Source organism: Mucilaginibacter aquatilis (assembly GCF_009755275.1).
Taxonomy (GTDB): domain Bacteria; phylum Bacteroidota; class Bacteroidia; order Sphingobacteriales; family Sphingobacteriaceae; genus Mucilaginibacter; species Mucilaginibacter aquatilis.
The window spans coordinates 90,628-106,350 of record NZ_WQLA01000005.1 but is presented as its reverse complement, the minus strand read 5'-3'; the positions used below and the strand labels follow the sequence as shown (position 1 = coordinate 106,350).

At 41.6% G+C, this 15,723-nt stretch carries 13 protein-coding genes; 2 read left to right on the top strand and 11 right to left on the bottom strand.

Annotated features, from left to right (window positions below; genetic code table 11):
• Window positions 1-55: 55 nt before the first annotated feature.
• Window positions 56-1,282 (top strand): hypothetical protein, encoded by a 1,227-nt coding sequence (locus GO816_RS13150; protein WP_157542404.1) that lies wholly within the window; start codon window positions 56-58, stop codon window positions 1,280-1,282.
• 1 nt (window position 1,283) lies between these two features.
• Here GO816_RS13150 and GO816_RS13145 read toward each other — a convergent pair whose 3' ends face one another.
• The 5 genes from GO816_RS13145 to ileS form a co-directional block, all read right to left on the bottom strand.
• Window positions 1,284-1,892: an HAD family hydrolase gene (locus GO816_RS13145; RefSeq protein ID WP_157542403.1), complete on the bottom strand. Its 609-nt coding sequence runs from the start codon at window positions 1,890-1,892 to the stop codon at window positions 1,284-1,286.
• An 86-nt stretch (window positions 1,893-1,978) separates the two neighbouring features.
• The gene (locus GO816_RS13140; RefSeq protein WP_157542402.1) at window positions 1,979-2,773 is read right to left on the bottom strand and encodes a hypothetical protein; all 795 of its coding nucleotides are present in this window, start codon (window positions 2,771-2,773) and stop codon (window positions 1,979-1,981) included.
• Between the two features lie 551 nt (window positions 2,774-3,324).
• A complete protein-coding gene (locus GO816_RS13135) occupies window positions 3,325-3,930 on the bottom strand; it encodes a lipoprotein signal peptidase (protein ID WP_157542401.1) in 606 nt (201 codons plus the stop codon).
• 6 nt (window positions 3,931-3,936) lie between these two features.
• Window positions 3,937-4,323 carry a TraR/DksA family transcriptional regulator gene (locus GO816_RS13130; protein ID WP_157542400.1) on the bottom strand — a complete coding sequence of 129 codons (387 nt, stop codon included), beginning with the start codon at window positions 4,321-4,323 and terminating at the stop codon, window positions 3,937-3,939.
• Window positions 4,323-7,955: an isoleucine--tRNA ligase gene (gene ileS, locus GO816_RS13125; protein WP_157542399.1), complete on the bottom strand. Its 3,633-nt coding sequence runs from the start codon at window positions 7,953-7,955 to the stop codon at window positions 4,323-4,325. Before ileS ends, GO816_RS13130 begins: the two co-directional genes overlap by 1 nt.
• A gap of 326 nt (window positions 7,956-8,281) precedes the next feature.
• Between ileS and GO816_RS13120 the strand changes: the two genes are divergently transcribed.
• Entirely contained in the window at window positions 8,282-8,716 is a 435-nt protein-coding gene (locus tag GO816_RS13120; protein ID WP_157542398.1) for a hypothetical protein, read from the top strand.
• Between the two features lie 73 nt (window positions 8,717-8,789).
• On the opposite strand, the gene GO816_RS13115 is transcribed toward GO816_RS13120, so the two are convergent.
• The 6 genes from GO816_RS13115 to GO816_RS13090 all read right to left on the bottom strand — a co-directional run bounded on the left by GO816_RS13115 (window position 8,790) and on the right by GO816_RS13090 (window position 15,722).
• Window positions 8,790-10,412: an NADP-dependent glyceraldehyde-3-phosphate dehydrogenase gene (locus GO816_RS13115; protein ID WP_157542397.1), complete on the bottom strand. Its 1,623-nt coding sequence runs from the start codon at window positions 10,410-10,412 to the stop codon at window positions 8,790-8,792.
• Window positions 10,413-10,528: 116 nt separating this feature from the next.
• Window positions 10,529-11,854, bottom strand: a complete 1,326-nt coding sequence (locus GO816_RS13110; RefSeq protein WP_157542396.1) for an MFS transporter — start codon at window positions 11,852-11,854, stop codon at window positions 10,529-10,531.
• Between the two features lie 20 nt (window positions 11,855-11,874).
• On the bottom strand, window positions 11,875-12,534 hold the full coding sequence (locus tag GO816_RS13105; protein ID WP_157542395.1) for a bifunctional 4-hydroxy-2-oxoglutarate aldolase/2-dehydro-3-deoxy-phosphogluconate aldolase: 660 nt from the start codon (window positions 12,532-12,534) through the stop codon (window positions 11,875-11,877).
• Complete coding sequence (locus GO816_RS13100) at window positions 12,531-13,577, bottom strand: sugar kinase (RefSeq protein WP_157542394.1); 1,047 nt, start codon at window positions 13,575-13,577, stop codon at window positions 12,531-12,533. The genes GO816_RS13105 and GO816_RS13100 overlap by 4 nt, the downstream gene beginning before the upstream one ends.
• Before the next feature lie 9 nt (window positions 13,578-13,586).
• Window positions 13,587-14,984 (bottom strand): glucuronate isomerase, encoded by a 1,398-nt coding sequence (gene uxaC / locus GO816_RS13095; protein ID WP_157542393.1) that lies wholly within the window; start codon window positions 14,982-14,984, stop codon window positions 13,587-13,589.
• Window positions 14,985-15,227: 243 nt separating this feature from the next.
• Window positions 15,228-15,722 (bottom strand): DUF4112 domain-containing protein, encoded by a 495-nt coding sequence (locus GO816_RS13090; RefSeq protein ID WP_232336568.1) that lies wholly within the window; start codon window positions 15,720-15,722, stop codon window positions 15,228-15,230.
• Between the last annotated feature and the right edge of the window lies 1 nt (window position 15,723).

Sequence of the window (15,723 nt, the reverse complement as noted above, 5' to 3'; positions counted from 1 at the left end):
CAAGTTTGCAAAAAGGTTATCTTTGATATTTTAAAGATAACCTTTTCCTTTTATCATGAAATTCTTACGCCTGCTGCTTATTGCGGCTCTTTGTCCTTTGAGCTTACTTGCTCAATCTAATTTTAAGCCTGCTTATATTGTTAAACTTAGTGGCGATACGCTTAAAGGCTACATCAACTACCGCGAATGGGAAATTTTGCCTGAGGTAATTGAGTTCAAAAATAATGTTGCCGAAAAACAGGCAACTAAATATGAACCTGCTCAAATAAGTTCCTTTGGTATAACAAACATGGATAAGTATGTAAGTTATACGGGAAACATCAGTGCTGACGATAACGTGTTTCCAAACCTGCCAAACCAACTAGATACTACTACGGTTAGAGATACTATTTTCCTTCAATTGCTTTATCAGGGAAGTCCGTTGAGCCTGTATTCGCACCGGGATAGTAGAAAAATAAGATACTTCATACAAGAGAACGCACAGCAGCCTGTGGAGCTTAAGTATCATCAATATTATGCTCAAACGCAACAGATATCAACCTTTGCGCCTTATGGCCAACAGCTCTTTAATTTAGCAGGTAAGTACAACCCCGAGTTCAAAAATGCGCAAATACAAATTGAACGTTCAAAATTCAACGAATCGGATATATTACGGGTTATTAAAAGTATTAATAACGACAAGAGCAAAGAGCAAACCGGTACCATCGGGTCTGACTTTTATGTTGGCTTGATGCTAAACCGAACTGTTACAAGTTTTGAAGGCCAAAATGTGTTTGATGGTAAACAATCTGTAAGCTATGTGCCACGTATTGCTGCAGGGTTTGACTTTTACACTAATAAGTACACGCAAAAGCTTATTTTACGTATGGAGCTTACGCTGTCATACCTTAACGCTTCATTTAGTAGTGCAAACAGGTACAATGACTTCTATACTTATAAGTTTAACCAGTATGCAGTCAACATAGGTCCGCAAGTACTTTACAATATCTACAACTCAGATAAATTTAAATTTTACTTGGGCGTAGGGGCGAGTGTTAACCTTGCTGCTTACGCAAATGATGAGCTAAGAACATCTGCAACCAACATTCAGCTTGCTGAAGAAAGTTACTATTCGCTGATGAATTATTATGTAACCACGCCATTAAAAGCGGGTGTTATTCTTAACAAAAAGTTGGATATAAGCGCAACATACATCAGACGTGCTCCCTTTACCAATTACATTGCGTTTGACCTGGGAAGTACCCTTTATGGCTTGAGTGTTAATTACCGTTTGGGCAAGTAACTTAAAGTATATTCCGCATCCTCAGCTCTTGTTCTAATTCTGTAGCTGTTGTAAAATGTATGCTGTCAATGCCCATGTTTTTGGCGGCAATAATATTACGCATATTATCATCAATAAAAAGTGCCTGCCCGGGTTCAACATTGTATCGGTTTAATAACAACTGGTAAAATGCTGGCTCGGGCTTGCGCATTTTTTCAATACCCGAAACTACCATGCCGTCAAACCAGTCAAGAAACTCAAACTGACTGAAAGCAATCTCCATGGTTTCAGCCGACCAGTTACTTAGCGCATATATTTTGTAGTTCCCGCTGTCTTTTAAAGCTTTGAAAATTTCTACTGTGCCTGTAATTGGTCCGTTAAGCATTTCGGCCCAACGGCCATAGTAAGCGCGTATGTTAACCTCATGCTCAGGGTGTTGTTTTACCAGTAATTCAGTACCCTCGGCCAGGGTGCGGCCGCCATCTTGTTCCTCGTTCCAGTCGTTAGTGCAAATATTTTCTAAAAACCAATCGCGCTGCGCGCTATCAGTAAAAATTTTATTGTAAAGGTGGTGTGGGTGCCAATCAATTAATACTGCTCCCAAATCAAATATAATTGTATTTATAGCCATAGGTAAAAAAATGCCGCGCCACTTAATGTTGTGGCGCGGCCAATATTAGTAATTATTAACTTGCTACAAGTAAATAGTAGCAAATTTTATTGGTATGTGTATTTAAAGTTGCTAACAGTTGAGTTAGCCTTGCCCGCAGCAGTAATTTTTCTTTGGGCAGTAACCGGATATGCATTGCTGTTATAGGTGTAAGTGTAGGTAGTGGTAAAGCTTAGTTCGTTGTTTTCGTCATACTCAGTTTCTTTAACCGGGTTGTGTTGTGATACTGCCTTAAATGATATGGTATAAGCATCGCCCAGTGCAAGTAAAGGGTTAACCTTATCATCGTATTCATAAACAGTTGATGCGCTTAATTTGAATTGACCATTTAAAGGATTCCAAACGTAATCAACCTGCTTTTTAACATCACCGTTTGCGTAATATTCATATAGCGATTTTACAATTGGCGTTGGTTCCTGAGCACCTTCCAGCAGGTGAGAAATTACCATATTATCTATTCGTTCGTTCAGGTAGTTAAGTTTAATGTGCCCTACCAGTTGTGTTTGAGCGTCGTCTGCAAATAGTTTGGTAGCATCAAGTTTGTTGTTTACGTAAGTGAACTTCATTGAACCTTCGCCTGACTTAATCAGGCTTGGTTTGTTGTTTTCATATGATACATTAAAGGTTTGGGCAATTGTGCCCTCATTTGAAGTCATTTTAACCACCTGGTTTTTTGAGTTGTAATCAAATGTAGTGTAGCTCGTGGCCGACTCTTCCAGCTTTATAAGCCTCATCTCTTTGATGCGCTTATCATCTTTATCCTTTTTACATGAGGTTGTAAACAGGGCGGTAGTTAGTAGTGCTAGGCTTAATAAGCGGTTAAAAATTGTGATTGGTTTCATTGTTTAATTTTTGAGTGTTGATGAAATGTAAGTACTAACGGATATTTGCTTTTCAAGCCAAGCTGTTCCCGGGTTATGCATCAGCATAGCCTTATCAAGTAAAATATGTTAGTAAAAATGTTTGATTAGTGAAGAGTAGCTATAGCTTGCTCATTAGTGTTGTTAGGGCGCCGGTACAAGCCGGCGCTGTAACTGTTGATATAGGTGTTAGATTTAATAACATTGTGAACTGTGATTTGGTTGAATAACTTTTAATAACATAGCCAAGACGAACTATTTAACTTATTTGTTACAAAGCCTGTGATTTTTTTTCAGGCTTAACTTGTTCGCTTTGCTTTATCATCAAAAGCACATTATAGAGCCCATAAGCGCTAAATGGTTTAACGAAACTTGTTATTTTTTTATTATTATATGAAATACGTGAATATCAAGGTGTTGTGATGTGGCTGTTGTTTTAAAATTACAGCTTTGTACTAACGGAAAACTGTAAACGAAAAAAGCCGCTCAAATTAGAGCGGCTTTTTTTGTTTGATTTATCAGGAGTTGAAATTTTATTCTTCAACAACCTCGCTATGCGGACTGCTTGGTACTTCTTCTTCCTTTTTGAAATACTTATTTTGAAAAATAAGGATGAGGATAACGCCTATAGATATTGCCGAATCGGCCAGGTTAAATATAGGTTGAAAGAATATGAACGGATCGCCGCCTACCGATGGAACCCACGTAGGGTAATGACCTCTTATTATCGGGAAATAGAACATATCCACTACGCGTCCTTGAAAAATGGGAGCGTATCCGTATATCATTCCGTAAAAGGTAGAATCAATGATATTACCCAAGGCACCTGCAAAAATTAAAGCCACGCAAAGTATTAGTCCGCGGTGGTGCTTGTGTTTTATAAGGTAATACAAACCGTAGCCAATACCACCTACTGCAAAAATGCGGAACAAGGTAAGTGCCAGTTTACCGGCTACGCCACCAAGTTCCCAGCCAAAGGCCATACCATTGTTTTCGGTATAAAGTAACATGCCCCTATCACCCAGGAAATGAATTTCCTGGCCCATATACATGTTGTTGCGCACCCATATTTTAATAAGCTGATCGGCTAGTACAACTACGAAAGCTAAAAGGAAAGGTTTTAAGTACGATGCCTTCATGTAAAATTACTGCTTCAATTTAGCTTCCATGCTCAGGGTTGTGTGCGGTACAGCACGCAGGCGTTCCTTTTGTATCAGTTTACCGGTTTCGCGGCAAATACCATATGATTTGGTTTCAATGCGTACCAGGGCAGCCTCTAATTGCTCAATAAATTTCTTTTGACGGGCAGCCAGTTGGTTAATCTGCTCTTTTTCCAATGTAGCTGAACCGTCTTCTAATGTTTTATAAGTGCCTGCAGTATCATCAGTGCCATTAAGGTTTGGGTTACTTAATGATGATGCGAGGGCATTCAGTTCTTCACGTGCAATACGTATCTTGTCTAAAATTAATTCTTTAAATTCTAGTAACTCAGCGTCTGAATATCTTGTTTTTTCAGTTTGTGGTGTGCTCATTATATTTTAGTTATAGAAATAATTACTTCGGTTTCGTCAATAACAGTTTTTTCACCCTCATTAAGTTGGCTATCAAGCTTAATGTTTTCAGCTAACGTTTCGGCACATATATATGATAAATTCTTATTTACAGCCTCGCTGATTAGCGGGTGATCACTCAGGCGTACATTTATCTTATCAGTAACTTCAAAATTATTACCCTTGCGCAGGTTTTGTATACGGTTGATGAGTTCGCGCGATATACCTTCCTGTTTAAGTTCGTTGGTTAGGGTAACATCTAAAGCCACGGTTAGTTTTCCCAAATTTGCAACCTGCCAGCCCGGAACGTCTTCGGCAGTAATTTCAACTTCGGCGGCAAGTATGGTGTATTTGTTATCTAACACAGCAATCTGTCCTTCATTTTCCAGTTTGGCAATATCCTCCTGGTTGAAACCGGTAATGGCTTCCGCAACGGCCTTCATATCCTTACCTACCTTTTGGCCCAAAGCTTTAAAGTTTGGCTTGATTTTACGGGTAATAAAGCCGGCAGTGTCAGTTATGTACTCAATAGCTTTAATGTTGGTTTCCGAAAGAATCAGTTCTTTAATGGCCTCAACCTGGTGCTCAAAGTTTTTGTTGAGTATAGGCAGTAATATTTTACTTAACGGCTGGCGTACGTTAATACCTACCTTTTTACGTAACGATAGGGTTAACGATGAAATATCCTGTGCCAGTTGCATACGCTCTTCCAGCTCTTTGTCAACCAACTCGGCCTGGTAGGCAGGGAAATTAGTTAAATGCACCGACTCGAATTGCTCTTTACCGGTAGTAGTATTTAAATCGTTGTACAGGCGTTCGGCAAAGAACGGCGCAATGGGCGACATGAGCTTAGCAATGGTTACCAAACAGGTATATAGCGTTTGGTAAGCTGATGTTTTGTCTTCGGAATTATCTGATTTCCAGAAACGGCGACGGCTCAGGCGCACGTACCAGTTGCTCAGGTGTGCATCAACGTATTCCTGTATAGCGCGGGCTGCTTTGGTTGGCTCAAAATCGGCATAAAATCCGTCAACCTCCTGGGTCAACGTGTTTAGTAACGATAGTATCCAGCGGTCAATTTCGGGGCGTTGGCTTAGTTCGATCTCGGGCGCGCTGTAATCGAATTTATCAATGTTAGCGTACAGCGAAAAGAACGAGTAGGTGTTATATAAAGTACCAAAGAATTTACGACGAACCTCGTCCAATCCTTCAATATTAAATTTAAGGTTATCCCATGGCGATGCATTGCTGATCATGTACCAGCGGGCTGCATCGGCACCGTATTGCTCAATGGTTTCAAACGGATCGACAGCGTTGCCTAAACGTTTCGACATTTTGTTGCCGTTTTTATCGAGCACCAAACCGTTTGATACCACGTTTTTAAATGCAATACCGCGGTTGCCTACTTTTTCATTTACGGCTTTTACCTCGTCGCTGGCCTCGCTTAGCATAACGGCAATGGCGTGTAGGGTAAAAAACCAGCCACGGGTTTGGTCGACACCCTCGGCAATAAAATCGGCCGGGTAGGCATCAGCAAACTGTTCTTTATTTTCGAACGGGAAGTGCCATTGTGCATACGGCATAGCACCCGAATCGAACCAAACGTCGATTAGGTCGGGCTCACGATAAAAATACTGAAGCTCTCCATCGTGGAGTTTTGATAAAACAAAATTATCTACATAGGGTCTATGTATGTCCAAAGGAATATTTTTCTCCTTGTAAAACTCATCAATTGTGCAAGAAAACTTCTTTAGAAGTACCTTCTTATTTGGACAAAAATCAATAAAATGCTTTAATGATATATTTCCTCGTTCAACCTCTATTTTGTGCTGCTGAACATGAGCCCAATCAAACGGATTATTTGGATCATCTTCATTATATTTTATTTCCAACAGCTCAGCTATTTTCTCTTCACTATTTTTCAAGAAGAAATCTTTAGCCTCCTCAAATTTGAAGTAGAATACGTCATACTTATATAAGTCATCAATACTTCCAATACATATCTCCGAATTGAAGTCCAGACCTAAATAATCAGACCGCCAAATAGGCAGCGGGGTACCCCAGTAGCGTGAACGCGATAAGTTCCAGTCAACCAAGTTTTCTAACCAGTTACCAAAACGACCGGTACCGGTCGCTTCGGGTTTCCAGTTGATAGTTTTGTTTAGTTCGATAAGCTTATCCTTAACGGCAGTGGTTTTAATAAACCAGCTATCGAGCGGATAGTACAAAATTGGCTCATCAGTACGCCACGAGTGTGGGTAGCTGTGTTCGTACTTTTGTACGTTGAACGCTTTGTTATCCTCTTTCAGCTTAATAGAAATAAGCACGTCGGTTGGTTTAAAACCAGGTTCCTCGCGTTCTTCCTTGCTGTAATATTCTTCTTTCACATAACGGCCGGCAAAATCAATTACCTCGTCAACAAAACGGCCTTGTTTGTTTACTAATGGCACTTCTTTGCCTGTTTCGTCCAACACCATTACCGATGGTACGTTGTTTTCTTTACAGGCCCTAAAGTCATCCGCACCAAAAACAGATGCCGTGTGTACAATGCCGGTACCATCGCCTGTGGTCACAAAGTCGGCCGGGATAACGCGGAATGCATTTTTCTCCAGGTCCTCATTGCTTACATACGGCATCAACTGGTGATAACGCAGGCCAATCAGGTCTAAGCCTTTAAATTCAGCCTTTACCGTCCAAGGGATAACTTTATCGCCTTCTTTGTAATCGTCGAAAGGTGCATTCTCGCCCTCAACTTTAAAGTATTTACCTACCAACGCTTTTGCTAAAACCACGCTTACTGGTTTGTAGGTATACGGGTTAAAGGTGGCTATTTTAACATAGTCAATGTCCTCGCCCACGGCCAGCGCACAGTTCGACGGCAGTGTCCATGGAGTAGTTGTCCAGGCCAGTATAACGGTATCTTCTTCCGCCTCGCTGAACAGTGTTGAGATCAGCGGGTGCTGCTGGTCATTTTTTAAATGGAACTGTGCAGTAATGGTAGTATCTTTCACCATTTTGTAGGTGCCCGGCTGATTAAGTTCGTGTGAGCTTAAACCCGTGCCCGATTTTGGCGAGTACGGCTGTACCGTATAACCTTTATACAACCATCCTTTATTGTATAGTTGTTTTAAAATCCACCAAAGGGTTTCAATATAATCGTTTTCGTAGGTGATGTAAGGTTTCTCTAAGTCAACCCAGTAGCCCATTTTAAGGGTAAGGTCGTTCCATACGTCAGTATAACGCATTACCTCCTTGCGGCAGGCCTGGTTATAATCATCTACCGAAATGGTTTTGCCAATATCATCTTTAGTAATACCTAATGATTTTTCTACAGCCAGCTCAATAGGCAGGCCGTGGGTATCCCAGCCGCCTTTACGCTTTACCTGGTACCCCTTAAGAGTTTTGTAGCGGCAAAAAATATCTTTAATTGACCGCGCCATAGCATGGTGAATGCCGGGCATACCATTGGCCGATGGCGGACCTTCGTAGAAAGTATATGGATTACTGGCTGGACGACTGCTGATGCTTTTTTCGAAAATGCTGTTTTGTTTCCAAAACTCGAGTACATCCTTGCCTATCTGTGATAAATTTAACTGTTTATATTCCTTGTACATCAGTGGTTTCCACAAAAATTAAGAGGTGCAAAAATACGGATTTTTAAAGTAATAATTTAGTTTGATTATGGTAAAAGATTTGGTATAAAAAGCTTTTAATAAAGTTTTCAGGCGGGCTGCTGTATATTGACCAAGGCATATAAAACAGAGTGGCTGCTATTGAGTTGTAGCGATTTATAACAGTATTGCATTTACAGGTTACACACTCTCATCAAATTTTCATAAATGCTGTTAATATTTTATAGCAACTAGAAAATATACTATAAAGTGTGGGTTAAATTGCCGGTATCTTTGATGCATAAACCATTTATAATCTTTAACTTATTATGAGAAAAACAAAATTGCTGCTTGCGCTTGCAATGGTATTTGCTGCGCTTTCATTTAGCCTGAGTGCTAAGGCACAAAACATGGTGCCAATCTATTTAACTTATCAAGGAACTAGTTCGCATTTTGCGCAATGGGAGGTGTACTGCCACAATAACGATATTGATGAAGACTACTTTTTATTTGCTTATGATTTTACCAAAGTTGATCAAACTTACAGATGCGGCACGGTACCCGCCGGTAATTATACCGTTTACATAAGAAGATTTCATTATACTACAGATTGGCGCTATGACTGGTACGCCAGAGGCCAATCGGCTTATAACCAATTATGGGATAACTTAAATTATTTCGAATTGCTGAATGATGTTTACATTGGTGACCTATCAGATAGCCCTGAAGAAGGGTTGAATATTACTATTCAAAATTCTTACTAACGGAACTTATCCTATAACAAAAACGGGCAGCTATTTAGCTGCCCGTTTTTGTTATAAAGTGCCTTATTATAAATTAAAATATATAATTAGTACTCAAGAAGTTGCTATCGTGTTCATTTATGATGTCGTTCAACAATTGCTTGTTCGAATCGTTCATTTTGGTAGCCACCAACGAACGGATAGAGAACGAACGTAGTGCATCATGCACCGATAGGGTACCCTCGGCACTGTCTTTACGGCCGGTGAAAGGGAATACATCTGGTCCGCGCTGGCATTGTGCGTTGATGTTAACGCGGCTTACCAGGTTTACAAACGGATCAATCAAATCGGCAGTTTCCTGCGCATCGGTACTAAATATACTCACCTGCATACCGTGCGGCGAATCTATTTGGTACTGAATAGGCTCCTCAATGCTGTCGAAAGGCATAACAGGTATAACCGGACCAAACTGCTCCTCGCGGTACAGTTTCATATTTTCGTTAACAGGGTAAACTACTGCCGGGTATACAAATGATGCAACAGTAGCGCCACCGTTTTCGTTAACTACCTTGGCTCCGTTAGCAATGGCATCGTCAATACACTCTTTAAGGTAGGCAGGCTTACCAGGTTCAGCTACAGGAGTAAGGTTTACACCTTTTTCCCATGGCATACCGTATTTCAATTTGGCAATACCTTCGCTAAGCAATTTCAAAAATTCATCGGCAACGTCTTTGTGCACATGAATAATTTTAATAGCTGTACAACGCTGACCGTTGTAAGATAATGAACCTAAAATACATTCATTAACCGCAATTTGCAGGTCGGCGCTTTTAGTTACGATGGCTGCATTTTTAGCATCCAAACTTAGCACGGCACGTAAGCGGTTAATTTTAGGGTGACGTTTCTTTAAATCATTAGCCACCTTGCTTGAGCCAATGAAAGCCAATACGTTTATTTTACCGGTAGCCATTAAGCCTGGGGTAACGTTGGCACCACGACCGTAAACTGTGTTTACCACACCTTTAGGGAAAGATTCCTGGAAGGCACGCAATAATGGGTAGTGAACTAAAGTACCATGTTTCGGTGGTTTGAAAAGTATGGTGTTGCCCATGATAATGGCCGGGATCAATGTAGTAAAGGTTTCGTTCAACGGGTAGTTAAACGGACCCATACATAATACCACACCAAGTGGCGAGCGGCGGGTTTGTGCAACCACACCTTCGGCAATTTCAAAGCGCGATGACTGACGGTCGATGTCTTTAAGAGCATCAATAGTCAGATTTATATAGTCAACTGTACGGTCAAACTCTTTGGTTGAGTCGGCCAGTGATTTACCAATTTCCCATACAATAAGCTTGATAACCAGATCGCGCTGCTCCACCATCTTGTACACAAACTTCTCAAGGCACTTAATACGGTCGGCTACGCTCATGGTTGGCCATTCGCCGCGGCCGTTGTTGTAGGCTGCTTCTGCGGCTTCAAGTGCTTCCATGGCTTCCTTCTCGGTGCCCAGCGGATAGCTGCCAATAAGCTTGCGTTGTAAACCATCAGGACCGGGTATGCAAATAGGTGAATACACCTCGCTAACCTCGCCATCCCACTGTTTCATTTCCCCGTTTACCAGGTACTCCCGTTGATGAAGCTCTTCGATCCGGTACTCGGCCGGTATCTGGCTCTCCTCAACAAATAAGCTGTTAAGCTCGTCGTTGAAACTCATGATAATTGATTTTAATTAATCTTTATGTTTGGTTGTTTGTTTTGTAAAAATACGTGCGCAGCGTTAATGGTTTCATGCGCATTCGTCATAAAACCATTAATGACATTGCGATAACTTTAGAGCTCGATTGGCTTCATCTTCGGCACCAGTGCCTTCATTACCACCCAGGCAATAATGTAAGCTAAAGCACAAAGGATGAACATTATTGAATAGCCGGTTTGAATATGACCCTCGGCGCTGTAGTGGTCAAACAACATACCGGCACCCTTGCTTAGTAAAAAGGAGCCAATGCCGCCTGCCATACCGCCAATACCCGTAATGGTTGCAATAGCTTTTTTAGGGAACATATCGCCAACGGTAGTAAATATGTTGGCGCTCCATGCCTGGTGAGCTGATGCCCCAACTGCAATAAGACCTACCGCCCACCAGTAGCTAAACTGGCTTAGGTAAGGTGTAAGTAAAACTACTAAAGGGAAAAGAGCAATTACAAACATGGCTTTCATACGGCCGGTGTACGCATCATACCCTTTATTAATAAAATAGGTAGGAAAAGCGCCGCCACCAATTGAGCCAACCATGGTTATGGTATATAAAACTGCAATTGGTAAGGAGATTGCTGTGCCTTCCATATTGTACTGAGCTTTGAAGTAAGCCGGCAGCCAAAACAAGAAAAACCACCATACACCATCAGTCATGAATTTGCCAAAGGCAAAAGCCCAGGTTTGCTTAAATTGAAAACATTCAAGATAAGTGAACTTACGTCCTTCTTCTACTCTTTCTACTTCAATAGGTTCGTGCTGCTGTATTTCGTCACTATGAATGTACTCATACTCTGACTGGCTTAGTTTTCTGTTTTTTGAAGGAATTTCGTACAAAAGCAGCCAAAAAATCAACCATATAAAACCAATGGCGCCAATGCCGATAAATGCCCATTGCCAGCCCCATTGTTCGGCAATCCATGGCACTACAATAGGAGCTAAGATTGCACCTACGTTAGCACCTGAATTAAAAATACCTGTAGCCAATGCACGGTCTTTTTTAGGAAAATATTCGGCAGTGGTTTTAATGGCCGCCGGAAAATTGCCCGATTCGCCAACGGCCAAAACGGTACGGCCTAAAGAGAACCCTAATATACTGCTTGGAACCATGTGCGCAAAGGCATGTACAATGGCACCAACCGACCATAAGATGATTGACCAGGCATAACCTGCCTTGGTTCCCAAATAATCAATTACACGACCGGCAAACAGCATTGAAAATGCGTAAGCCAGTGAAAATACGCCTACAATGGTACCGTAGTCGCTATCACTCCAGCCAAATTCTTTTGATAGTAATGGCTTAAGTAAGCTAAGTACCTGGCGGTCGAGGTAATTAATAGTGGTGGCAAAAAACAGCAAGGCACAAATGGTCCAGCGGTAATTGCTCATCTTAATATTGTTCATAATTGGGTTTATGTTGATGTTTATCGGCTGGTTTGTACCAGCTCAATAGCTTTTTGGGTATTGGTAAATAATTCGTCGTATAGTTTCTCTTCCAGTACTTTTTTGCTGATAAGCTTGCTGCCCATACCCACTGCACATACACCTGCTTTAAACCATGTTGATATATTTCCTGCATCTAACTCAACACCACCGGTTGGCATAAACAACTGGTCGCGGAAAAGCTCTTTAATAGATGTTAAAAACTCAGGACCTAAAATATTAGCCGGGAAAAGTTTAATTAAGGCCGCGTTTGATGATTGCGCAGTGTAAATTTCAGTTGGCGTCATACAACCCGGAATCCACAACATGTTTAAATCATTAGCCATTTTAGCCACTTCGGGGTTCACAATAGGCGATACCAGGAAGTCGGCACCGGCATTAATGAAGGCATCAGCCTCATGCACCGATTTTATTGTGCCTATACCCAGGTTAAGGTCAGGCATTTCGGCCTGTTGCAGTTCCTTTAATTTTTTAAAGTTTTCGAGCGCGGCGGCACCGCGGTTGGTATATTCAAAAACGCGTACGCCTGCTTTATACAGGGTGCGGGTAATTTCAACGCTTACATCGGCATCAGCATAAAAAAACAACGGCAACATGCCCTGCGTAATAATGCTGTCTAATACTTGCTGTTTGATTTTCATTTAATAATAGCTTGCTGTATAAAATCAACGCTGCGGTTAGTAGCATCGCTGTTTACAAACAGTTTGGTAAATGCGGCAGCGGTTGCAAAATCAACCGTTTCCTGTGGTTCATAGTTGTTATAAAAACCGTAGATAAGACCGGCCATGTAGCAATCGCCACTACCTACTTTATCAACAATGGTTTCGGCAAAGTACTCGCCTGATACATGCGGCTTGCCATCGGTATATAACACGGTATAGTAATCAATATTGGTGTTGTCCTCAGTGGTAAACCTGAATGTATTGGCTACCGCCTTGCATTTTGGAAATTGCTTGATAATTTCCTCTGAGCTTTTTTGAGCTTCCTTAACGTAAAGGCTTTTTTGCCCCGATTCGGTAACCAGTTCATCAACCGCTACACCTAACATACGCTCGGCAGCCCAAATGTTACCCATGATTAAGTCGCAATACTGCGCCAGTTCGGGCATTACATCAATAGGTTGCTTACCGTATTGCCATAACTTGGCGCGGTAATTCAAATCAACCGAAATGGTGATGCCTTTGCGCGAGGCAGCTTCTAAAGCTTCTTTACATACGTCGGCCACGTTTTGGCTTATGGCCGGGCAAATAGCGCTAAAGTGAAACCAGGTAACGCCGTCTAATACCTTGTCCCAGTCAATTAATCCGGTGGTTAAATCGGCAAAAGCCGAATGCGCACGATCGTAAATCAAAGCATCGTGTTTCAAGTCCTGCCCTTTGGTTAAAAAGTACAGACCTACACGTTTACCATGATAAACAATGGTTGATGTGTCAATGCTCTTTTCATTTAAAAAAGAGATTAGCTGATCGGACATGCCATTTTTAGGCAATGCCGTAAAATAGCGCGATGGTACATTCCAAAGGGCCAGCGCTGTAGCCACGTTAAGTTCGGCACCACCCACAAAAACGGGCAGACTGTTTTCCTGCAGCCATTCGCCGGTAGCATCGGGGGTTATGCGAAGCAGCAGTTCGCCAAAGTTTAATACCGAACCGCTGCTGTAATCTTTATTCAAAATTTCGCTCATTATCTTACCTTAAAAAGGAAAATAGTTTTTAGCGTTATAGTAACAAATGTCCTGTACCACTTTACCGGTCCACTCAATATCGTTTGGCAATTCACCATTTTCAATATCGTCACCCAGTAAGTTACACAGTATACGACGGAAATACTCATGACGCGGGAACGATAGGAAGCTGCGCGAATCGGTAAGCATACCAATAAAGCGGCTTAACAAGCCCATGTTTGAAAGTGCGTTCATTTGTTTAATCATACCATCTTTTTGGTCAAGGAACCACCAGCCTGAGCCAAACTGAACTTTGCCTGCAACCGTACCATCATTAAAATTACCAATCATGGTAGCAAATAATTCGTTTTGGGTTGGGTTAAGGTTGTAGATGATGGTTTTGGCCAGTTTATCTTCAGTATCCAACTTGTTTAAGAAAGTTGAAAGGGCACGGCCCTGGCTAAAATCGCCAATGGAATCAAAACCTGTATCAGGACCTAGTTTAGTTAATAAGCGAGTATTGTTATTGCGCAATGCACCAAGGTGATATTGCTGAACCCAACCTTTTTCGTGATCCCAAATGGCAAACTGAAATAACAAGGCCGATTTTATTTTCAGGATTTCGCCCGGCATTAAAGCTACGCCTGTGCGAATTTTAATGAATATGCTGCGAATTTCGTCTTCGGTATACTCCTCGGCATAGATTTGCTCTAAACCATGGTCAGACACTTTACAGCCATGCTCGGCAAAGTAATCATGACGTTTTTTTAATGCAGTTAGGTAAGTATCATAATCACCTATGCTTAAATCGGTCAAGGCTTCCAGCTTGTCAATATAGGCGTTCAAGGCAACGGCATCATCAGCATTCATAGCCTTATCGGGGCGGAACGATGGCAATACTTTAGTTACGTTGTTGCCGGCCAGTTGCTTGTGGAATTCCAGGTTATCCAATGGGTCATCGGTGGTACCAATTGCCTCAACCTTCATTTTTTTAATAAGGCTTTGAGTTGAAAACTCCGGACCTTGCAGCATTTCGGTACACTTGTCATAAATTTCCTTTGCCGTTTTTGGCGACAGGATATCGTGAATACCAAAGTAACGCTGTAACTCTAAATGAGTCCAGTGGTATAAAGGGTTACGCAGGGTGTAAGGCACGGTAGCCGCCCATTGCTCAAACTTTTCAAAATCGCTTTTATTACCGGTTACATAGCTTTCGTCAATGCCGTTGGTGCGCATTGCACGCCATTTGTAATGATCACCGTGAAGCCATATATGAGATAGGTTGCTGAAATTTAAGTCGGCAGCAATCTGATCAGGAGGCAGGTGGCAATGATAGTCAATAATTGGAAGATCTTTGGCGTACTCATGGTACAGGCGCTGCGCAGTTTCGGTTTGCAGCAAAAAATTCTCGTCTAAAAACTTTTTCATAACAAATGTTGGCAACTCGTTAAAGCAACCGGTTTTTCAAAAGGTAACTGGTGTTAGCAGTTGGTTTATATGCGTTTATTGCCGGGCTTTAAAGTTGAATGTGTACACTAAGCCCTCGCAGCACAAACTAAACAATAATTATTGAGTATCTGAAAGATTTTGCCGTTTAATGCGCATTATGCTTGCAAAAAATTACGCAAACGATTGCTAAACTCATATTAACCGTAGGGCGATGATAAGAAGTTAGAAAAGGCTGATAAGAAATGCGAGTAATTTATAACTCAGGTATACAAACGCTGCAAAGGCTATGAGCAAAACAACGGCAATGGTAATTAAAATGCCGGTGCCGCTACCCTGATGCTTGCCTTCTTCGTAATGCTCTTTAAGTAGTTTAATGTTGCGCGTATTGGCTTTGTAATAAAAATCAAAAACCTGCCCAACAAACGGTATAACCCCAATCAGCCCGTCTATTAACACATTAAGCACCATTAGTATGAGTACCTTGCGGCTTACACCGTGTTTAGCCATAGTTAAAACCAGTGCAGCACTTAAAACAAATCCCGCAGCATCACCTGCTATGGGTAGCAAGTTTATAATAGGATCAAGCCCGAAACGGAATTTTGTGCCCGGCACGCGAAACTGGTCATCAAGCAAATGTGATATACGCTCCACCCATTTAAGGCGACCGGTAAGGTTAACAGGTGGCGTGTGTTTTTGCGGCTTGCTGGGCATGTTCATG